19 protein-coding genes and 1 pseudogene are annotated in these 20,332 nt (G+C 35.8%); 6 read left to right on the top strand and 14 right to left on the bottom strand.

Annotated features, from left to right (window positions below):
* Positions 1-37: 37 nt before the first annotated feature.
* Positions 38-868 (bottom strand): aldo/keto reductase, encoded by an 831-nt coding sequence (locus CRI88_RS18970; RefSeq protein WP_036119032.1) that lies wholly within the window; start codon positions 866-868, stop codon positions 38-40.
* Between the two features lie 79 nt (positions 869-947).
* A complete protein-coding gene (locus tag CRI88_RS22575) occupies positions 948-1,121 on the bottom strand; it encodes a hypothetical protein (RefSeq protein ID WP_170829926.1) in 174 nt (57 codons plus the stop codon).
* A gap of 391 nt (positions 1,122-1,512) precedes the next feature.
* On the opposite strand from CRI88_RS22575, the gene CRI88_RS18965 reads away from it, so the two are divergent.
* A complete protein-coding gene (locus tag CRI88_RS18965) occupies positions 1,513-2,358 on the top strand; it encodes a VOC family protein (RefSeq protein ID WP_089934987.1) in 846 nt (281 codons plus the stop codon).
* Positions 2,359-2,397: 39 nt separating this feature from the next.
* Here the strand turns inward: CRI88_RS18965 and trmL are convergent, their stop codons facing one another.
* Both trmL and queG read right to left on the bottom strand, forming a co-directional pair.
* Positions 2,398-2,871 carry a tRNA (uridine(34)/cytosine(34)/5-carboxymethylaminomethyluridine(34)-2'-O)-methyltransferase TrmL gene (gene trmL / locus CRI88_RS18960; RefSeq protein WP_058844476.1) on the bottom strand — a complete coding sequence of 158 codons (474 nt, stop codon included), beginning with the start codon at positions 2,869-2,871 and terminating at the stop codon, positions 2,398-2,400.
* A 330-nt stretch (positions 2,872-3,201) separates the two neighbouring features.
* A complete protein-coding gene (gene queG / locus CRI88_RS18955; RefSeq protein WP_058844477.1) occupies positions 3,202-4,332 on the bottom strand; it encodes a tRNA epoxyqueuosine(34) reductase QueG in 1,131 nt (376 codons plus the stop codon).
* 59 nt (positions 4,333-4,391) lie between these two features.
* On the opposite strand from queG, the gene CRI88_RS18950 reads away from it, so the two are divergent.
* The 3 genes from CRI88_RS18950 to CRI88_RS18940 all read left to right on the top strand — a co-directional run bounded on the left by CRI88_RS18950 (position 4,392) and on the right by CRI88_RS18940 (position 7,546).
* Positions 4,392-5,081, top strand: coding sequence for a B3/B4 domain-containing protein (locus CRI88_RS18950; RefSeq protein ID WP_101966939.1), 690 nt, complete (start codon positions 4,392-4,394; stop codon positions 5,079-5,081).
* Between the two features lie 15 nt (positions 5,082-5,096).
* Positions 5,097-5,606 (top strand): hypothetical protein, encoded by a 510-nt coding sequence (locus tag CRI88_RS18945; protein WP_036119262.1) that lies wholly within the window; start codon positions 5,097-5,099, stop codon positions 5,604-5,606.
* A gap of 353 nt (positions 5,607-5,959) precedes the next feature.
* Complete coding sequence (locus CRI88_RS18940) at positions 5,960-7,546, top strand: catalase (protein ID WP_089934983.1); 1,587 nt, start codon at positions 5,960-5,962, stop codon at positions 7,544-7,546.
* Between the two features lie 157 nt (positions 7,547-7,703).
* Here the strand turns inward: CRI88_RS18940 and CRI88_RS18935 are convergent.
* The 3 genes and pseudogenes from CRI88_RS18935 to nagB form a co-directional block, all read right to left on the bottom strand.
* Positions 7,704-8,097: pseudogene (locus CRI88_RS18935) on the bottom strand (cytidine deaminase).
* A 6-nt stretch (positions 8,098-8,103) separates the two neighbouring features.
* Entirely contained in the window at positions 8,104-9,009 is a 906-nt protein-coding gene (locus tag CRI88_RS18930; RefSeq protein ID WP_036119268.1) for a S66 peptidase family protein, read from the bottom strand.
* Positions 9,010-9,358: 349 nt separating this feature from the next.
* The gene (gene nagB, locus CRI88_RS18925) at positions 9,359-10,072 is read right to left on the bottom strand and encodes a glucosamine-6-phosphate deaminase (RefSeq protein WP_089934981.1); all 714 of its coding nucleotides are present in this window, start codon (positions 10,070-10,072) and stop codon (positions 9,359-9,361) included.
* Between the two features lie 186 nt (positions 10,073-10,258).
* Here nagB and CRI88_RS18920 point away from each other — a divergent pair, with 186 nt between their 5' ends.
* On the top strand, positions 10,259-11,005 hold the full coding sequence (locus CRI88_RS18920; RefSeq protein WP_089934979.1) for an arylamine N-acetyltransferase family protein: 747 nt from the start codon (positions 10,259-10,261) through the stop codon (positions 11,003-11,005).
* Positions 11,006-11,046: 41 nt separating this feature from the next.
* Here the strand turns inward: CRI88_RS18920 and CRI88_RS18915 are convergent, their stop codons facing one another.
* The 5 genes from CRI88_RS18915 to CRI88_RS18895 form a co-directional block, all read right to left on the bottom strand.
* Positions 11,047-12,132 carry an S-layer homology domain-containing protein gene (locus CRI88_RS18915; protein WP_036119278.1) on the bottom strand — a complete coding sequence of 362 codons (1,086 nt, stop codon included), beginning with the start codon at positions 12,130-12,132 and terminating at the stop codon, positions 11,047-11,049.
* A gap of 99 nt (positions 12,133-12,231) precedes the next feature.
* On the bottom strand, positions 12,232-12,921 hold the full coding sequence (locus CRI88_RS18910; RefSeq protein ID WP_089934977.1) for an ABC transporter ATP-binding protein: 690 nt from the start codon (positions 12,919-12,921) through the stop codon (positions 12,232-12,234).
* Positions 12,922-12,923: 2 nt separating this feature from the next.
* Positions 12,924-13,955, bottom strand: a complete 1,032-nt coding sequence (locus CRI88_RS18905; RefSeq protein ID WP_089934975.1) for an ABC transporter permease — start codon at positions 13,953-13,955, stop codon at positions 12,924-12,926.
* Between the two features lie 149 nt (positions 13,956-14,104).
* Positions 14,105-14,905, bottom strand: a complete 801-nt coding sequence (locus tag CRI88_RS18900) for a phosphotransferase family protein (RefSeq protein ID WP_244508210.1) — start codon at positions 14,903-14,905, stop codon at positions 14,105-14,107.
* Between the two features lie 17 nt (positions 14,906-14,922).
* Complete coding sequence (locus CRI88_RS18895) at positions 14,923-15,465, bottom strand: GNAT family N-acetyltransferase (protein WP_101966938.1); 543 nt, start codon at positions 15,463-15,465, stop codon at positions 14,923-14,925.
* Between the two features lie 1,107 nt (positions 15,466-16,572).
* On the opposite strand from CRI88_RS18895, the gene CRI88_RS18890 reads away from it, so the two are divergent.
* Positions 16,573-17,424, top strand: coding sequence for a hypothetical protein (locus CRI88_RS18890; RefSeq protein ID WP_180957823.1), 852 nt, complete (start codon positions 16,573-16,575; stop codon positions 17,422-17,424).
* A 1,448-nt stretch (positions 17,425-18,872) separates the two neighbouring features.
* Here the strand turns inward: CRI88_RS18890 and CRI88_RS18885 are convergent.
* Both CRI88_RS18885 and CRI88_RS18880 read right to left on the bottom strand, forming a co-directional pair.
* On the bottom strand, positions 18,873-19,664 hold the full coding sequence (locus CRI88_RS18885) for a toll/interleukin-1 receptor domain-containing protein (RefSeq protein ID WP_101966936.1): 792 nt from the start codon (positions 19,662-19,664) through the stop codon (positions 18,873-18,875).
* Positions 19,636-20,331: a hypothetical protein gene (locus CRI88_RS18880; RefSeq protein WP_101966935.1), complete on the bottom strand. Its 696-nt coding sequence runs from the start codon at positions 20,329-20,331 to the stop codon at positions 19,636-19,638. The genes CRI88_RS18885 and CRI88_RS18880 overlap by 29 nt, the downstream gene beginning before the upstream one ends.
* Between the last annotated feature and the right edge of the window lies 1 nt (position 20,332).

The following is a 20,332-nucleotide window of genomic DNA, read 5'->3' as shown; positions in this document are numbered from 1 at the left end:
TCCCGCCCTCTATTTGAGAGCGGGATTTACTTATTTCCTAAAAATCAAATTTGAAATGATCAGGATCTTGCCCAAATCGTTGATTTCGATTTAATGTAGCCATTTTCTCCATCTGGGCTTGTGTTAATTCAAAGTCAAAAATCTGTGCGTTTTCCTCGATTCGACTTGGTGTCACTGATTTAGGAATAACCAATGTATTGTTTTGTAAATGCCAACGTAACACTACTTGAGCAGCCGTCTTTCCGATTTCTTGCCCTATTTCCACTATTGTAGGGTCAGTAAGTACGCCTCCGCGCCCTAGCGGTGACCATGCAGTAACAGCAATTTGGTGTTCACTGCAAAATGCGCGTAATGGGAGCTGCTGTAAATAAGGATGTAACTCCACTTGATTGACCATCGGAGCCGTATTTGCCTTTGCCAGTATTTTTTCTAAATGATGCTCATGGTGATTCGATACACCTGTCGCACGAATTAATTTTTCATCGTATAGACGTTCAATTGCTCGATAGGTTTCTTCAAAAGTTTCTGGGACAGCCCAATGGGTTAAATATAAATCTAGGTAATCTATATTTAATTTCTTTAATGAAACCTCAAAAGCGCGTAATGTGGCATCATATCCTTGGTCATTATTCCACACTTTTGTCGTAACAAATATATCTTCACGTTGAATGCCTGAATGACGAATCGCTTCTCCTACCTCTACCTCATTGCCATATAACGATGCTGTATCAATAGCTCGATAACCAAATTTAAGTGCTTTATCAATAGCCTGTAATGTTTCTTCACGTTCGGTCATTTTATAAACACCTAAACCAAAGCAAGGCATTTCTACACCATTTGATAATGTTTTCGTTGATTGTAAATGCAAGAAGCACAACTCCTTTCTTTTCCTAGTACCATTATACAAAAAATTGGATTTAAGAAAAATAAAGCAGCTGTTTTAAACCTTACTTTTTCTCGATTTCCGTATCCTCCTCCAATTGTATGGGGTCAGCAATACGTTCATCCTCTGCCAGTTCAAGACCATCTCGTAAATGCTCCATCTGTTTCCCCAAATCTTTTAATTCTTTCATATCTCTAGCCATTGAACCATTTTCAATGTTTGGCACTTTTTTTTCCATAATGATCACCTCATTTATAGTTTTCCCGATATCGAGATGTTTGAACCATTTCTGACATATTTTATTCCGCTATGTCGTTTCATTTTTATAATAGATAGGCTATACTAAAAAGAGATGTCTTTAGAACATGAGGAGGGTACTTCCATGAAATTATTATTAATCATTGGTGTAACAGTTGCTTTCTTAACAGCTATTTTTACCGCTGGATACGAAGGCGACTACAAAGCAGACAAATAATAGCTCAAGAAAATCACTAAGCATTTTGCAAGGCTTAGTGATTTTCTTTTTTTTGTAGAACAACAGAAATACTTGACTTTCCTTTGTTTTTAAAATAAACTAACTTACATAAAGTAACTTAATAAAAAAAGATAACTATTTGGAGGTATCCTATATGCATTTCCATGAAAAACCTAACACCTATGTAACGAATGTTGAAATAAAAGTAAGCGATCTCCAACGCTCTTTAACCTTTTATCAAGAAATAATAGGCTTTAAAATTTTACAGCAAGAATCACATAAAGCTACGTTGACTACCGATGGAGAAACTGCTCTTTTAACCATTGTTCAGCCTGAAGCAGTGGAAGAAAAGCGAAGCATGACGACAGGGCTTTATCACTTCGCCTTATTATTGCCAACTCGCCGTGACCTAGCCAATGTCATTACTCATTTTCACGACAAAGGTGTACACCTTGGGGCTTCTGATCACGCTGTCAGTGAAGCACTCTATTTAAATGATCCTGACCATAACGGTATTGAGGTGTATGTGGATCGTGATGAAAGCGAATGGACATGGCATAATGATTACGTGCATATGGTGACAGAACCACTCAATATCCGTTCTATTTTAGAAGAAGGAGATGGAAACTGGAATGGACTTCCTGCTGGTACAGTGATGGGTCATATTCATTTATCTGTCTCCAACTTAGCAGAAGCTGAGCATTTTTATACTAAAGGCTTAGGTTTTGAGATTGTCACACGCTATGGTTCCCAAGCACTATTCATTTCAACAGGTCGTTATCATCATCATATCGGTTTAAACACGTGGCACTCAGAAAATGCTCCAAAGCTTGGCCAAAATCAAGTGGGTTTGAAAACATTCTCCTTGCGACTAGATAACGAAGAACAAGCAGCCACTATGAAAGGAAACCTTCGTGTAATGGGTGCACCAGTCATAGAAATTGCTGGTGGATTCCAAACAGAAGACCCTGCTGGTAATGTTGTGTTATTGAAGTTTTAGTATTAAAAAGGCAGTTCTCACATGCGGAGAACTGCCTTTTTAATGTAAACCTGGATAGCCTTGTTGTCGTAATGCCTCATAAATGACAATGGCAGCCGTATTAGACAAATTGAGTGAACGTATATGATCACTTTGCGGAATACGCAAGCACATATCTCGTCGATCATATGCAAAGTCCTTTGGCAACCCTGTCGTTTCTTTTCCAAACATAAAATAAATATCTCGATCTTGATCACTAAAATCATGCGTCGTAAACGGCTCATCACTATACGTTTCGATTAAATAAACATCTCCATTTTTAGAATGCTCTATAAAATCATCCAGTGAATCATGATAGACAATATTCACACTATGCCAATAATCTAAGCCTGCTCGTTTCAACATTTTATCGTCCGTCGAAAAACCTAGTGGACGAATTAAATGTAACGATGTATTCGTACCAGCACAAGTACGAGCAATATTCCCTGTATTAGCTGGAATTTCTGGTTGATATAAAACGATATGCAATGGCATAACGACACACTTCCTTATTCAAAATTTCTTTCAGCAGGCTCTTGAACAGAGCCAGATTTTTTTAGAATGAGTAGCCCCTCGGATAAAATGAGACTCAGTTCTTTTGAGTCGGTTTTCCCTCTCGGTAAGCGGGCCATAGTTCTTTGGGAGCGACTTTTCCACATATTATGAGCAGGCACGGCTCTTTTAGAGCGAACCGACTTCCTTTATGAACGAAACCCCAACCTTTTGGAGCACCCTCCGCTCAAACTAGAGCCGCTTCTCCGACAATTCCAGTGACTGATTTCACCCTCTAATAGAAAGCAAGTAAACCAATTGCCCTGACTCAACTTATTGGAAAAACTGCAACCCTTTATGAATTTCACTGAGTACTTCTTCATCCTGTTCTGTAACTTCCGCTTCATGTAAAGCAGATTGGGCTATTTCTCCACCTATCTTGCCTAAAGCCCATGCAGCTGTGCCACGAATGACAGGACGTTCATCTTTTTGAAGAACATCAATTAAATCTGGTATGGCGGCTTCTTCTTTAAAATGAGCGAGTGCTAAAATGGCATTACGCTGGATAGGCTTTTTCCCACGCCAAGAGCCTGAGACATGACCAAACTTGGCCTTAAATTCTCGATTAGAAATCGTTAAAAGAGGAGTCAATAATGGCTTGGCAAGCTCTGGATCTGGCATAAATTCTTCATGCATCCAATTAATTTTCCCTTTATTTTTAGGACATACTGTCTGGCATGTATCACAGCCATAAAGACGATTGCCGATATGATTTCGGAACTCATCAGGCAGTAATCCCTTTGTTTGGGTCAGAAAGGCAATACAGCGCTGTGCATTCAGTTGTCCCCCTTGGATTAAGGCGCCAGTCGGACAAACATCCAAGCACAATCGACAATCTCCACATTCATCCTCCATTGGCTTATCTGGCGCAAAAGGGATATTTGTGATGAGCTCTCCCAAATACACATAAGAGCCAAATTCAGGCGTTATAATGGAACAATTTTTCCCACTCCAGCCAATGCCTGCACGTTCTGCTACGGCTCGATCTACAAGTGCTCCCGTATCTACCATCGATTCAATTCGCACACCCTCGACGTGTTCCTCAAGCCAAGCAGATAATAACTTCAAACGTTCACGTATTGCTGTATGATAATCGACACCCCATGAAGCTCGACAAAAAATTCCACGCCTTGCACCTTTTTTACCAACTGGTGCATTTTGCATACGCGAAGGATAGGCAACAGCTATCGCTACAATGCTCTCTGCTTCATTTAATAATTGAAGGGGTTCGGTACGTTTTTCAATATTACTTTCTTCAAAACCAGACTGGTAGCCTAGCTCCTGCTGGCGACGCAATCTGTTCTTTAGTTCTGTAAAGGGAGCTGCTGTTGTAAAACCTATTTTATCAACGCCAATGGACATCGCATATGCCACAAAGTCACGTTGTAGGTCATGTATGTTCATTTTATTTCCAACTCCTTACATGGTACAATAATAGAAATAGATAAAGTAGGTGATGTTCATTGGAAATTTCCATTAACCAATCTCTATTAGCACGACATCCCGAGCTAAAAATCGGCATTATTCATTATACCAAAATTGTCGTAGCAGAATCCCCTCAAATGATTAAAGGACGTATGCAATTGTATCAGGAAAATCTCTTTCTAGAAATGCAAGAACAACCCGTGACACAGCGTGAGGGTATCGCAGAATGGAGACAGCTATGGAAAAAGCTTGGTGCTGATCCAAACCGTTACCGTCATTCAGCAGAAAGCCTAATGCGTCGAATTAGTAAGCAAAACTATTTAACACCACTTCATTCAGGTGTTGATTTAAATAATTTCTTTTCTCTCCAATACGAAATGCCAATTGGGCTGTATGATGTCGCTCCAATCAAAGGGTCTGTGGAAATTGCTCTTGGTCATGATGAAATTAGTTACGAAGGTTTAAATGGGCGATTGAATACATTAACAAATATTCTATATAGTCGTGATGAAGTAGGAGCATTTGGCTCACCTTTTGTCGATTCTAAACGCACAGCTGTTACAGAGGAAACGACTGAGGCATTACATATATTTTATCTCCGACCATCGTTAACAACTGAAGCAGCAAACGAACTTCTTGCGTCAGCAGGAAAAATGTTTAATCAAATCCATGGCGGTCATTATCAAACCGCACTTTTGTCAAATAATGCGCCATCTACTACACTATAAAAAGGACGTGTTTTCATGATTAATCTTGCAGAAGCAGTTAAACTAAAAAGTATTTTAGGGAAGAAAACTCAAGAGCTTGTTAGTGAACTACATCGTAGTGCTGTTGTGACAGTAGAAAAAGGACAAGCTCCTAAAACAAGTAATCGCGCTCTCCCCCTTATTGAGGCTGACCTAGCACAAATTCGTCTCGATGCACGTACGCTAGACCGTTTAGTATATGAAGCGAACATTCAAAACACAGTCGATTTTAAAGGTGAAAAGTTAGCACTAGTAGAAGCCATCGAATTGGCGACACAGCTCCGTGCCGAGGCTGAATTGTGTAAAGAATTTAGTATGCGTGAAAAAGAAAGTGTCCGATTCGGCTATGGTGAAAATGCAATGTTATACGAAATCACTTTGTATGAGCCTGATGCATATCGAGAACGAGCAATTCAACTCGAAAAAGATGCGCATAAACTATCCAATCTTATTAATTCAAAAAATTATAGTATACAAATTAACTTTGACGATTCTCGTTATTTCTAATCTCGGGGCGGTGAGACTCCAAACCGAGTTGGATGTGCTGTTTTCAAATTCAGCTTTTGAGCTAACTTGCCTCAAACCAATAACAAGTTACCTGTTACTGTATGACCGATGACTAATGACCAACTATAGGCAAAAGCCATACTCAACCAACTTGATTCCGTTTGAAAACGCCATCCATGGCTCTCCTACATTTATGTATGGAGAGCCTTTTTATGTAGATTCAGCATTTTTTTAAGGACATAAACGGTAAATCATGGCATATTGATACCAAGTTTAAATGTCGATGAATTCGAATGTCTAGTTTGCCCCATTCAAGGACAAAATGGAAGTATCTATAGGAAAGGGGTCATACTATGACACAGCAAAATGATTCAACACATGAGCAAGATACAACCTTAACAAATCGACAGGGCCATCCGATTACCAACAATCAAAATTTACGAACAATCAGTAAGCGTGGTCCTGCAACACTTGAAAATTATGATTTTCTAGAAAAGATGAGTCACTTTGACCGAGAGAGAGTTCCTGAACGAGTGGTCCATGCTCGTGGTGCTGGTGCACATGGTTATTTTGAAACTTATGGTGTTGTGGGTAATGATCCAATTTCAAAGTATACACGTGCAAAAGTCTTTCAGGATAAAGGGAAGAAAACGCCTGTCTTGGTGCGTTTTTCAACTGTGATACACGGCGGTCACTCCCCTGAAACTTTACGTGATCCACGAGGCTTTGCAGTCAAATTTTATACAGAGGATGGCAACTGGGATTTAGTGGGCAATAATTTAAAAATCTTCTTTATTCGTGATGCCATGAAATTCCCAGACATGATCCATGCTTTTAAGCCAGATCCTATTACTAATATTCAGAGCGTCGAACGTTTCTTTGACTTTTGTGCTAGCTCTCCAGAAACCTTCCATATGGTCACTTTTGTCTACTCACCTTGGGGGATTCCAGCTAATTATCGTATGATGCAAGGCTCTGGGGTCAATACGTATAAATGGGTTAATGATGAAGGGAATGCGGTTCTTGTCAAATATCACTGGGAACCACTACAAGGCATTAAAAATTTAACACAAAAAGAAGCAGAAGAAATCCAACAGAAAAATTTCAATCATGCCACTCAAGATTTATATGATGCCATCGATCGTGGTGAATATCCTGAATGGGAGCTACATGTTCAAATAATGGAGGATGGTCCACATCCTGAGCTTGATTTTGATCCATTGGATGATACAAAGCTTTGGCCAAACGATCAATTCCCATGGTATGCAGTTGGCAAAATGGTCTTAAACAAAAATCCTGAGGATTATTTTGCTGAGGTGGAACAGGCCGCATTCGGCACAGGGGTACTGGTTGATGGCTTAGACTTTTCTGATGATAAAATGCTGCAAGGTCGTACTTTCTCTTACTCTGATACACAGCGTCATCGTGTAGGAGCTAACTATCTACAGCTACCGATTAATGCGCCTAAAAAGCGTGTTGCTACCAATCAACATGGTGGGCAAATGATGTATAAACGTGATTTAGCACCCGGTCAAAATCCACATATAAATTATGAGCCATCTATGCTCAATGGTTTAAAGGAAGCGACACAAGCTGGGAAAGAACATACACCCTATGTAGAGGGAAATCTTGTTCGTGAATCAATCGATCGTCAAAGCAATACTAAGCAAGCTGGCGAAACTTACCGTAGCTTTGAGCAGTGGGAGCGAAATGAACTTCTTGAAAACTTAATACGCGATTTATCAGTCTGTCACGAGGATATTCAAAATGCAATGATTGCGCTAGCAGAGGAAGCGGATGAAGAATATGGTCGTTTACTCAAAGAAGGTTTGCATAAGGCACGAAAAAACGCCTCCGCTTCTAAACCACTTGGCAATATCGATGGCGATCAAGCACCTCAAGATGCTATCAATAAAGGTCATGATGCCGAGCCATATTAACTAAGTTAAAAATAGGCTGGGACAAACCAATGAAAAACCCGATCTATTTTACGAAACACTCCTTTAGTGTTTTGTAGTAGCTCGGGTTTGCTTTTTGTCTTAAAATTATCTGGCTTTCATAATAGCTAAATTAATTATGTATAAGCCTCTTTTTGCATTATTGCTCATAAGCCTTATACCAATGATAGGGTTGAATTTCTTTTAATAACTTAAATACTAATTCACCATTTGCATTCGTAATCGCAGCTTTCACATTCTCTCCTCAATAGAAAAGTCTTTCCTGACAGACCCCGCATGGTGTAAGTTCTGATTTTTCACTTTCTCGAGCAACACAAATTGAATGTGTAACCTTTGTATTGAATTGATGGGCCTCTAGAATGGCTCCCGTTCCCATACATAATTCAGTAGCTGGCATTCATGACCTCTGGTGCGATACTTGTTAAAATCCGCCCATCTTCAGTATACAAAGTTGCAGTTCTTCCCCAGCCAGAGGGATATCTTTTTTCTGCTAATGCTACTGCCGATTCATATAGTGTTTTTTCAATATCCATCCTACATCATTTATGCACGCCAGGTAATATTTTCAATACCTTTTCCTCGGCGTCTAAAATAGCATCCACTCCTAGTGGAATGGCAATATTCGTCGTTTCATGCCCAATTTTAAAGCCAGCCACAACCGGAATGCCCAATTCAGCAAAATACTCCTTCATCAACAGATGCAATGCCGCTTCATCAGCTCCTGTCTGTGTAAATGAGCCAATGATTACACCTGCTAACTGTTCTAACTTCCTAGCCTGTTTTAATTGCTGAAGCATCGAATCAATTCCTGGAATCGTTTCACCTAGTTCTTCTATCAATAAAATTCGACCTTCAGTACGCACTTCAAATTTGGTTCCTAATGTGCTGACAAGACGATAGAGATTGCCTCCGATAATTTCACCTCTTGCAACACCCCCAGCAATTGTTGTTAAAGGAGAAATCGCCTCTGTATACTGAATTTCCATCGGGGAAAATAATTGTAAAAACATTTTCTTTGATAAGTCATCCATCTTACTAGCTGCCATAAGCAGAGGGCCATGAAATGTCACTAGGTTGGCATATTCATTGATGGCACAATGTAAATATGTCAGATCTGAAAAGCCCCAAAAAATTTTAGGGTTTTCCTCTAATAAAGTATAATCAACTTTTTCAGCAATTCGTGCAGAGCCATAGCCTCCCTTGGCACAAAAGATCGCTTTCACTTCAGGGTTTTTCACCATTTCATGCAGATCACCTAACCTGGTCTCGTCATCTCCAGCTAAATAATCATGTTTAGCATGAATCGTATCACCTACAATATAGCGAAGCCCTAATTCGTCCAAAAAGGCTAATGCATCTCCTAGCTTTTCAGGCTCTACAAGACTTGAAAGGGCAATAACACCAACTAAATCACCTTTTTGTAGATATGGTACTGTACTTTTCAACGCAATCACTCCTCTTTTCCTTATTTTAGCATAGCCATACTATGGGAGCATTGATTATTGGATGCTTCATGCCTAAAATAAACCATAATATTAGAAGTTATCGCTTCATGATAATTTCGCCATAGAGTTACCTTCCAGACACACTATCTAGCACAAACTTTATTCATTGGAAATAGGCAGCAACGATTGCTGGTATTTTTGCTTCTATCGTTGCTTTTTTGCTGGAATAACAGTGTCATACTGTTTGGTGCGAACAAGGTGAATATTTATTTTTTTTCGATGAAAATTATCCTACCGGAAAAACAAATAAGCAAAGACTTCCACTATAAGAAGTCCTTGCTTATTCTTGTTAGTTTGTTCCACCATAAATAATCGTAACATTAGGATGGTTTAATAATTGACTTGCTGGGAAATCTTCCGTCACATAACCACTCTTCAATTTTTCCATTGCATCCAACTTCTTCTCTCCAAAGGCAATAAGGACGATTTCCTTTGCCTTCATAATGGATTGAATGCCCATCGTAATCGCATGTGTGGGCACTTCAGAAGGGTCATCAAAGTAAATAGCGTTTTCTGTTCTTGTGGACTCTGTTAACTCAACTATATTAGTCATAGAATCAAACGAAGTGCCGGGTTCGTTAAAGCCTATGTGACCATTCACACCGATTCCAAGCAGCTGTAAATCAATGCCTCCTGCTTCCTCAATACGTCTATCATATGCAAGACATTCGGTAGCTAAGTCAGTTGCCTTGCCATTTGGCAAATGTATATTTTCTTCTTGTATATCTACAAAATTAAATAAATTCTTATGCATGAAAGTCCAATAGCTTGCTGGGCTTGTTTGCTCAAGACCTACATACTCATCCAAGTTAAAAGTTTGAACATCCTTAAAAGATAGATGACCTGCCTGATGTCTCGCCACTAATTTCTTATACATACCAACAGGTGATCCACCCGTTGCTAACCCTAAAATACTATTAGGTTTCTCTTGTATTTGCTTGGAGAAAATATGAGCTGCAACTTCGCTCATTTCCTCATATGTATTTACCTCTATCCACTTCATAGTAATTACGATACCTACCTTACCCTCAATATTATTAACTAATATGTAAAATATTTCACTTTATAGTAGCTAATATATTAATCTTACTAGTTATTTAGCTATTTTTCTATCATTTCCTCCTTCAGTTTATGCGTGTAATCTTAGACTATTTCGGTTATGTTATTAATAAGGAAGTGAGGCGATTTTATGAATTCTCAGATTCATCACTATTTACAGCATATTCAATTTCAAGGATCTTTAGAGCCAACTATACAACTACTTGGACAACTACAAACGAAACATCTATTGACCATTCCCTATGAAAATTTAGATGTTGCCTTGAACCGTGGTATCTCCTTCGCTATCCCTGATTTATATCAAAAAATAATGGTTGAACGACGTGGTGGCAATTGCTTTGAACTCAATATCTTATTTAGCTGGCTCTTGCGGGAACTTGGATTCTCTGTTACGAATCGATATGCGCAGTTTTGGCGTAACGTGGCAGAAGATACACCTACAGAGGAGATTCCTATGCACCAGCTTTTATTAATAAATGAGGGTGGACAGACCTATATCTCAGATGTAGGAGTAGGTGCTTTAGCACCCTGTAAGCCAGTACCATTGATTGCAGGACATCAACATCGTGAAGGCCAAGAGTTATATAAAATAGAACGAGATGAAGCAAATGGTTGGATGCTGTTTGAACAAACAAAACAAAATTGGCGTTTGCTTTATAGTTTTCATGATGATGCAAATGAGGCAAAATTTGCACCTCGACTCTCGCAGCAAAAAAATAAAATTGCTATGATTCGCACTACTCGTGGACGTCATACCATGATGAACAACGAATTTAGAATCTATGAAGGTTCATCCTTAACAATTTATACTACACACAATGACAAAGAATGGCTGCAAGCTCTTCAGCGTTTTTTTCATATTACATTACAAAACTAACAACAAAGCAAGCCCACTTCAAAAAGAGGCTTGCTTTCAATTTATTTCATTGTACGATTTAATAACTCTAACACAACAATGTCATTGTGTAGCTCTTTCACTAAACCAATTCCATCTACAAAATAATAAGTTTTCACCACATCACTATAGATGGATCTTTCTTCAAGTATCACGACACCTGTATATTGAACCTCACCAGCTCGCACAGTACCGTTAGTCGTTTTAACTGTCACTCGTACACCAGACGTCACTCCCTCGTCATCCTCATGTAAAATGACACCTATTCTAAGTGGTAGTTCCAAATACAAATCATAATGTGTGGTAGCATCACTAGCAATAGCTTGACCATATATACGGTCATGTCCATATAACAGTTCATTAGGAAATGTTTGTGCTGTACTTACATTTTGGACTGTCCATACATCATTTTTACCGTCATGATGGTCATATTGATAGTTTAACGTATAGCGTTGATTATCACTTAAAGAATAATGAGCATACGTATAAACAAAAGCAGGATCTTTTAGCAAATCAGGCTTAGTCAGAGTCATCGCTCGTGCCAAAAATGCTGAAAAGTGAGCACGTGTAACAGGCTCATTTGGTTTAAATGCTCCATCCTCATAACCTCTTATTAAATGATTATGAGCCAATGTTAAAATCTCTTTATAGCCTGGTGTCTGCTCCGTTACATCCGAAAAATAATAAGGATCTGAGCCCTTTAATTGAAAGGCTCTGTGCAGTACAATAGCCATTTGTCCTCTTGTAATCATTGCATCTGGATGGAATTTATCGACTGCATTAAAAATGCCCGCATTTTGTACCGCAGCAATTTCTTTATAATACTTATGCGCAGTCGTTACATCCTGAAAATTAGGATTTTTTATATTGATTGTATTTAATCCTAGAGCACGAGTTAACATCACAGCAACCTGTGCTTTCGTAACTTTTTCGTTCGGCTTGAACAGAGTATTTGAATACCCCCTCACAATATCCTGCTCTACTAAATAATCAATTTCTGTTGATAATGTCTCATCAGTTAAATCTTTAAAGCTTGCTGCCCGTACTTCCTTAGGTAATAGACAAACAGTTATCAGGATTGAACATATAATTTTCAATAGGTTCTTCACATTATCCCTCCTCCTTCAATTCTTTACCCATCTAAGTCAATTTTTACTCTTCATATGAAAATACCACAACCATAAAAGATATGATTGTGGTATTTCCAATTAGTACATAGCATTTGGTAACACAAGCCCATCGCTCATTTTAATAATACGATCAGCATAGGCGAGCATTTCTTCATCATGTGTCACCATTAATGTTGTAATCTTTAATGTTTTCGTTAATTCTCTTAGCAACAGCATAATTTCTTTAGAACGCGGGGAGTCTAAACTAGCTGTTGGTTCATCAGCAAACAATACTTTTGGTTGATGAATGATGGCACGTGCGATTGCTACACGCTGCTTTTCTCCACCTGATAAGGAGGAAGGATAAGCCGTTTTACGATGAGCCATTCCAATTAATTGTAGTAGATGATTCACTTCATGCTGCTGTTCGTACTTCTTTAACCGAGACTCAGCAACATCTAGCATTAACAGCAGCTGCTCCTCCACTGTCAGAAATGGTACGAGATGCGCAAACTGAAAGACAAAGCCAAATTTACTTGCACGTAATTTCCGTACCTGCTCAGTGCTCATCGTTGTAAGATTTTGTTCTTCGAAAAACACTTGCCCATCTGTTGCTGGCTGTAGTCCCGCAGCTATCGTTAACAGTGTACTTTTCCCTGAACCAGACGCACCTACCAATGCAGTAATCTCCCCCTCTTTTAACGAAAGATTGATACCTTTTAAAATTTCCTCCTCCACTTCACCATTTTTAAACGTTTTTCGCACTTCATCAATTGTAAACAATGTCATGATTATGCCTCCCCTTGTTGTATGGCTTGTAACGGTTCAATTTTTTTAATTTGTAGACCCGACAATGTAGCTCCGATAAAGCCAATGATAAGAAACACAATAGATAACTGTGTTGTAGTGCCAATTGCTAAGGTGAAGGGCATTCCCTTAGGTGCAACAACATTAAATAACTGGCTAAGGCTAATGGATATGACAAGTGAGATCATTGTAATAATAGCCATCTGTGTCCAGATCATTTTAAACAACTTACTTGTTTTTAAACCAATTGCTTTTAAGATGCCATACAAACCAATTTTTTGCACATTCATCATATAGAAGAAAATGGCGAATAACATGCCACTAATGACAACTAAGAACCATATAATCATATTTAAAGATAGCTGTTCCGCACTATAGCTGGGAATTGTATTGAGAAATTCTTTATTGTTGTATGCTTGTAGCCCTTTAAACTCTTTTGGCTCGCTATTTGGTACATAAATTAACTGTTTGTCCTTTACACGATACATCTCGTGATAGGCCTCTTCACTAATGTAAGCGACAGGTGCGTGGCTATATTTCTTTTGCTCCACAAAGCCTTTAACGATGAACTCACCATTGTATTGATTATTCTTTAATGTATCTCCGACTTTGATTCCTTTATCCTGTAACGAGCTATCTAACAGTACCTCCCCTTGATGCACATTTTGAAACAATCTGGACTCGGTAGATGTAACAAAGGCAACACTCTGCTGTTTATCGTCTTGATCATTTAAAAAGCCCATTTGAATCGAAAAAGCTACTGCTTCTTTCTCTTTCCCCATGACTTCCTGTTGAAGGTCGCTTTCAATTCTCGAAAGATTAAACGCCCCCTCTGCATCTTCAGCCATGTAAATTTGTCCTTTCGGTAAATCTTTAATTAAAGCTGCATTATCCTGCGATAGACCATTTGCCAAACCCGAAATAATAAACGTTAAAAAACTAACTAGGAAGATAATGGAGCCTAAGATTAAAAACCGTACTTTATTCTTCTTTATCTCTTTCCACGCAAGATTCATTACTAACCCCTCCATTTCTTTGATTACTCATAGCTTAAAATGTTTACATGAACAGAGCATGAACTAATCATTAAAAATGAACGGGAAAATAAAAAACCGATCTATAAAGGAAGTTTTTATCCTATAGAACGGTTTAAAATATTTTTAATTTAAAAAAATTCATATAATCCACTTTTAAAGTAATTGTATTCATTTTGGTCTATTAACTTAACGCCGTACCCTTCATAGAATATCTGTTCGTCTTGTTCTGTTTCAAATACATGTGGTTTAGGGCGTACCGCCAGAGCAACATCATATCGTGGATCACCTAATGCTCCAGCACTCCAATCGATAACTCCTGAAATTTTTCTATTCTGTACAAGAACATTGTCAATTGTGAAATCACCGTGTATAAATGTTTGCTGAATGATTTTTGGTTTTTTCCTTTTCAATTTATCTAATAATTTTGGAGTGCCATCTACTTTAAAATTTTTCAAATTACACTCAGCTTGTCCCAACATATCGTCTATCCATGGTGTGTTTTTTACTAACTCTTGTGGACATCGGGTTGAATGAATGGCAGAAAGGATCTTTCCAAAATTAAATATTATTTCATGTCTGTTTTCCTCTTTAATCTCATTTTCTAGTGCACTTCTAACGGTGTCGCCTTCTAAATATGCCATTAAAGCCCATGACTGATTTTCTAATGGTTGTTCAATAAAATAATGCAACGTTGGAACTGGTAATGTAGATTTTGATAAATGTTTAAGGACAGTTGCTTCTTTCGTTAACCAGGAACAAAATTGTGTTCCTTTTGTTCTTTTTAAAACGAATATTCCTCTTTTAGAATTAAGAATTCCTACATCCGATGTATGTCCTTGTCTTGGAAAATAAATATGGATAACTCCTCCAACATACTCAACTATGTCTTTAGGTATTTCATTTCGTTGTATGGGATGCAAAATTTTCACCACCAATGCTACTTATTTTAATCAGCCTTTCCTATTCCTTTAGTTTGATAAAGAACAGGATCTATATTACTCCACACATAAATTAATAAGTCTAAGTCTTTATTTCCTATATTAATCTTTTCCGTTTTTTCTAATCTAGCACCCAATCTCTCATAAAAACGCTTCGACTGATTATCCTCTAAAACCTCAACAAATATTTTTTCATAGCCTAATGCTTTCAACTTAGTAAACAATTTATTGACTAGTTTACTGCCTATTCCTTGACCCTGAAATTGATCTAAAATGTAGATGGATGTTAAATCCCCAGACCCTTCAATTTCATTTTCAGCTCTCTTACCACCATCAGTAAATCCAATAATTTCCCCATTATTGTTTTCTGCAACAAAGACATAATGATCAACTTTAGAGATGTTCCTTACCCATAATTCTGTTCTTTGCTCATAAGACAATTTTTCTAAATACTCGGTAGGAAGAATATTTTTATAAGTATTCTTCCAACTATCTACATGAACTTTTGCTATGCCTTTAGCATCCGACAATTTTGCTTCCCTTATAATCATGTTCCACACCTACCTTCGTATTTACTGTTTATTCAATATGTATGTATTTATATCCTCTTTTGGCATAAGAAATTTTAATCATTCACGCGAGGTTTAGAATGAAATAACGCAACTTCCCCATTTTCTCCTTCATATTCATCTTCAATCTCATTAAATCTTCCCTTCCTATAAACATACTTTCCAGTATATTTTTCATTGGACAAAATGCTTTTATTGTTCCTGCTTCAAATTTAAGATTAGGACCAACTACATTTATAGTTGATATTTCCTCTGTGATTTTTGTAATAATTTTCCCATCAAGCTATTAAATATGAAATGAATAATTTGTGATTAATCCTTATTAATCACATACTTTCGTTAGTAATCTAATTTATATATCCCAAATGCACTTTCCTACCAAAATGAACCCCCGATATAGATTTGGATAGCATAGATTGTTATACAGTCTGATGAACTTGATCTCTTCAGTATCCATCTATAGTTTCAAATAGGTTTATACCAAAAAAATTTGGTTGAAGAATGATATCTAAAATGCTTTGATAGTATTAAGATTTATTTTTCAGATCTTTCATAATAGATTAATTTGGAAGGGGTTAAACAATAGTGAGTATAAGAAAGTTCATTTTATACTTTTGTATTTTTGGTGATTCACTTATTAAGAATGTACTCCCAGATAGGAGTAACCCTAAAGATCAAATATTTTGTATTCTAATACAAGCATTTTTCGTTCCCTTATTTTGTGTTCCACTGACGATAATTATATTGCCACTTTTTTTACTACTATCTTCACATTCCGATATACTATTGTTTGAGGTCTCCAAATACATATATTTATTATTAGTGCTAACTTTTATGGTCCATATACTTTTAAACCAATCTAACAAGGAATATAGTTTTCCTAAAATAATAATTGAAGTCTATTTCACTTTTAAATATCTTCTAGAAGGAATAAAAATAAAATCCATTAACACAATAATAACTTTTACATTATTATTCACTATGATCTACTTTATAATAATAATTGGAAGTAAATTACTGACTTATTACCCACAATTGGAAGATATTCACATAGTATTTTTAGGTGTTGTATTTAGTCTAATTTTAATAATGCTTTTTCTAGAAGGAACTAAGGATGAGTTAAAGCGTGCTTTAAGACAATTTAGTTTTTGGCTAATTATTTTCTTGTTACTTTTAAGTTTTTCATTAACCCAAATTAATATATATATTTTACCTAAAATAAGCATTGAAAGTCTTATAAGTGCTACTTTAATATTAATTGGAATTCTATTTAACTTTGCTCAAGTATTAAGCACTGGGAGAACTGCATATAGTTTAGCGTTAAAAGAAGTTAATAAAGAGGGAATAATTGAACGTGCTTACAACGAAGCCTTTACATATTCAAAATTTTTAAGAATTGTAGGCGAATATAAAAATACACAAAAACAAATAATTAATGAAATAAAGAATGAAATAGCCAGAACAGGACTTAAAAAATTTCTTATTAATATGCTTCCTGTGTTGGGTTTAATTATATTTTTCTTATTTACTTTTACTATACTTAATTTATATTCTAGTAACATCTCTAGTCTATTTGAAAGTATGTTAGATTTTATAATTGATATTTGGATATTGTTATGGGGGGGAGATAAAGATTTTGCTATGTCTCTTTTCTTCTTAATATTATTATTCTATTTCTTCTTTAAACAGCTTAGTGTCCTTTTGTTATTATTCAAAGAAAAACATTTAATCCCAATTCTTAAAAAAATAGAAGTGATGCTTATAATATCTATATTCATTGTCATTTTCATAGATAACATCTTTATAAATATAACACTTATTGACGTTGCAGTTGTTCCATTAAGCATAATTACAATTTTATTGGGTGCATCACTTACTTTAATTGGAAAACTAAAAAGCAACAGTCTAAATTCAAATGACAAACATAAAAATAACGAATAAAAGATTTGTCAATCGTTTCTACTGTAGTCAATCCTTATTCAAAGCTAGTAATATTTACATTGTGAAATATACGACATTATATTGAATAAATAAACCTCATAAACAGTGAGTTCTTTAAAACTGCAATTTCTGTAGTTTTAGAGCAGTGTAGCTCAAATTAAATGTTGCTACTTTTTGCAATTCCTATTTATTTATACTTTATAGGTATGATTTTTCTGAAAAATGGACGATTATGAACCATATTAATTATTTTTTGAAATTTATGGATTTTAATATTATAATGAATATTAACGATTTAATATAATTTAATATCCTCGTTTAATAAAAATGCAGTCAATTTAGTAGCTGACTGCATTTTTTAAATTAGTATTTCAAAAGTTCCATTGATTCTTTTTGTGAAAATGATTGTACCCTTACTCAACGACAGATAAATTACTAAGAATAAGTACTTTAGCTGGAAACCTATTTACCTTTACTCTCCCAATAGTCTGCAGCAATTGACTTTCAACTGGGTATAATTAGAACTTCCTATAACTAACAAGTCATTACTATATGTAGTAAAATAAATACACGCTTATCCATAGTATTGAATAGCGCATGTAGCGTTTAACTATAAATGTTTCAACATTTTTTAGTATTAATGGAAACATTGTCATCTCGTTTACAGTGAAGTATTTATTTTGAGTAGCTAATAAAAAAACACTCTAACTGTACTTAGTTTCTATTGATTGTTGTAGTCCATATGTCATTATTGGTAGATACGTAATGAAAGTCTCTAAGTGATCGCACTTTACATTGTAAATACACAACGAGTGTTCGTGTTGCTCTAAGTAACGACGAAAATCGTTTAATTCTTTATGAGAAGTAAACTAACAAATATCCGCGTTATCCTCTACATTCAACTTCTTTCAAAAACGTCTTTAATGCCTCTTCATATGTTGTTACTTGCTTTGATACCATACCGAACAGCTTACCGCATCACGTTCCCTTCTATCAATTAATTCATTTGCACGCCTAGACATAGAAAAAGACCGTTTTTCTAACGGTTATTAGAAAAACGGTCCATGGCTCTAGTGCAAACGACTAGTATTACACATATTGAACATAAAAATAGCGCTCTACATATAGAACACTATTTTTCAACTGCTTATTGATACCAGTGGTCGGGACAGAGAGTGTAGTAAAAATCCTTATATATCAAGGTTTTCTACCTGGAGTGTGTAAAATTTGTGTAAAATCATTTAATTGGTAATGAAGATGAAAATTTTTAACCTGCATTTTTTTTCAGCACTCAACATGTGTCAAGTACATTTCACACACACAATCAAAGTCAACTATAAATACCACTTAAAACAAATACGCGGAAATACCACTTATTAATGATATTATTTTCAGTCATTCCCTAACTAAAAAGTGTGAAATAGTCTTTAGAGATCAAAACCCTACCCTTAATTTTTCCACACTTTTTTTCCTGTTTCTAAAGGAAGAGCCCTAATAATCTCTCTAAATGCTTCAAGTTGTGAACTAGGTTCTTTATATACATATTTTCTTAATAAGCCAGGAATTTCTCCGGTTTTGCCATCTGGATTTTTTAATGCCAATGTGATAATAGCGAACTTGTCACCTTTTTCTTTTTGTTCATCTATAGCATAATCTACTTCGTCCTCTAGATAATCTTCATCTTTAAAGAATGGAGTAACAAAAAATATAGCTGCACATGACTCTTTAAAGCCTTGATATATTCCTCTATTCAACTTTGTTCCAGCAGCCATTGCGTCTTCATCTAGCCATGGATCAAACCCTAATTCTTTTAGTAGTTGGAAATATTCTCTAACTAGTGATTTATCCGCACCTTTATGACTTAAAAAGATTTTCTTTGGTGCATTAACTTCAATTTCTTTCTTTGTTGCTGAGAAACTCACTATGAATTTTGAGCCATCCAAAGCCGGTTCATAGTTAGGCTTAAGTGTAATATAGCTCTTCATCCATTTACATTCTGAAAACACATTAAAGTTTCTCTTAATTTTCTCAAGATCAAATACAAAAGCATCGTTTTCTGTGTTTATCCATTCGAATTCCTTGGATAGACTAGTAACTTTTAATAAATATTCCTTCTCCGGTATATGCTTGAAGTCTAATATGAAATCTATAGACAATCCATCATATTCATGCCAAGGTTGGTGACCCATTTCTTCAAGTTTATACCCATCACTAGTAGTTGCTATTGTTATTTTCCTCATATCTTTCTCCTTTATTAAAATATAATAATTTTCTATTTGTTTTATAAATACAAGTTGAAAAGCTTTTAATTAAGTTCTGATACATCTTGAAATCAATATAATTACTGAACTGAATTACATTAGGAAACCTAAGTGTGAGAACAGCATTCAATTTAAGAGGTTGGAATTTAAGGTATCTAATGTGAATATCGCTAAAATTAATGATGTTTCTATATTCAAAAGTTTTATTTATAAAACTTCCCGTAAAGGTTTCTGCCTCAAATTCAGAAATGTCCTCACCTTCAATATTTATTTCTAGGAGGTTATTACTAAAATTACTATTAAAGATTGAGTCAACAAAATATTTATTTGTTACATGTATCTTAGACATATACTTACTTAGCTTTGACTCGAATTTTTTAAGTAAAGGTGTATATTCAAATACATCTTCAACAAACATCCACATCAGATTATTTATGATGTAAATCTGAATATGATTATTATTTTGATCAACCCGAAAAGAATACATATTATTATGTATTTTTTTATCTAAGATATTTACAGTAAAATAAATCCCTTCACTTATCTCAATTTCATCTATAAGTCGTCTAAGCATTATCCAAAAGTTTTCCTGATCCTTAAATCCATATAACATAGCATCATAAAAAACATTATCATTTGTTTCCATT

Source organism: Lysinibacillus fusiformis (assembly GCF_002845985.1).
GTDB lineage: Bacteria > Bacillota > Bacilli > Bacillales_A > Planococcaceae > Lysinibacillus > Lysinibacillus fusiformis_D.
Note: the sequence above shows the minus strand (reverse complement) of the source record. Positions and strands in the feature narration are given on the sequence as shown.

Bases quoted from the DNA above. Each gene is read 5' to 3' on its own strand.
- CRI88_RS22575 (WP_170829926.1), bottom strand. From the start codon at position 1,121: ATGGAAAAAAAAGTGCCAAACATTGAAAATGGTTCAATGGCTAGAGAT.
- CRI88_RS18965 (WP_089934987.1), top strand. From the start codon at position 1,513: ATGCATTTCCATGAAAAACCTAACACCTATGTAACGAATGTTGAAATA.
- trmL (WP_058844476.1), bottom strand. From the start codon at position 2,871: ATGCCATTGCATATCGTTTTATATCAACCAGAAATTCCAGCTAATACA.
- queG (WP_058844477.1), bottom strand. From the start codon at position 4,332: ATGAACATACATGACCTACAACGTGACTTTGTGGCATATGCGATGTCC.
- CRI88_RS18945 (WP_036119262.1), top strand. From the start codon at position 5,097: ATGATTAATCTTGCAGAAGCAGTTAAACTAAAAAGTATTTTAGGGAAG.
- CRI88_RS18940 (WP_089934983.1), top strand. From the start codon at position 5,960: ATGACACAGCAAAATGATTCAACACATGAGCAAGATACAACCTTAACA.
- nagB (WP_089934981.1), bottom strand. From the start codon at position 10,072: ATGAAGTGGATAGAGGTAAATACATATGAGGAAATGAGCGAAGTTGCA.
- CRI88_RS18920 (WP_089934979.1), top strand. From the start codon at position 10,259: ATGAATTCTCAGATTCATCACTATTTACAGCATATTCAATTTCAAGGA.
- CRI88_RS18910 (WP_089934977.1), bottom strand. From the start codon at position 12,921: ATGACATTGTTTACAATTGATGAAGTGCGAAAAACGTTTAAAAATGGT.
- CRI88_RS18905 (WP_089934975.1), bottom strand. From the start codon at position 13,955: ATGAATCTTGCGTGGAAAGAGATAAAGAAGAATAAAGTACGGTTTTTA.
- CRI88_RS18895 (WP_101966938.1), bottom strand. From the start codon at position 15,465: ATGATTATAAGGGAAGCAAAATTGTCGGATGCTAAAGGCATAGCAAAA.
- CRI88_RS18890 (WP_180957823.1), top strand. From the start codon at position 16,573: ATGCTTTTTCTAGAAGGAACTAAGGATGAGTTAAAGCGTGCTTTAAGA.
- CRI88_RS18885 (WP_101966936.1), bottom strand. From the start codon at position 19,664: ATGAGGAAAATAACAATAGCAACTACTAGTGATGGGTATAAACTTGAA.
- CRI88_RS18880 (WP_101966935.1), bottom strand. From the start codon at position 20,331: ATGGAAACAAATGATAATGTTTTTTATGATGCTATGTTATATGGATTT.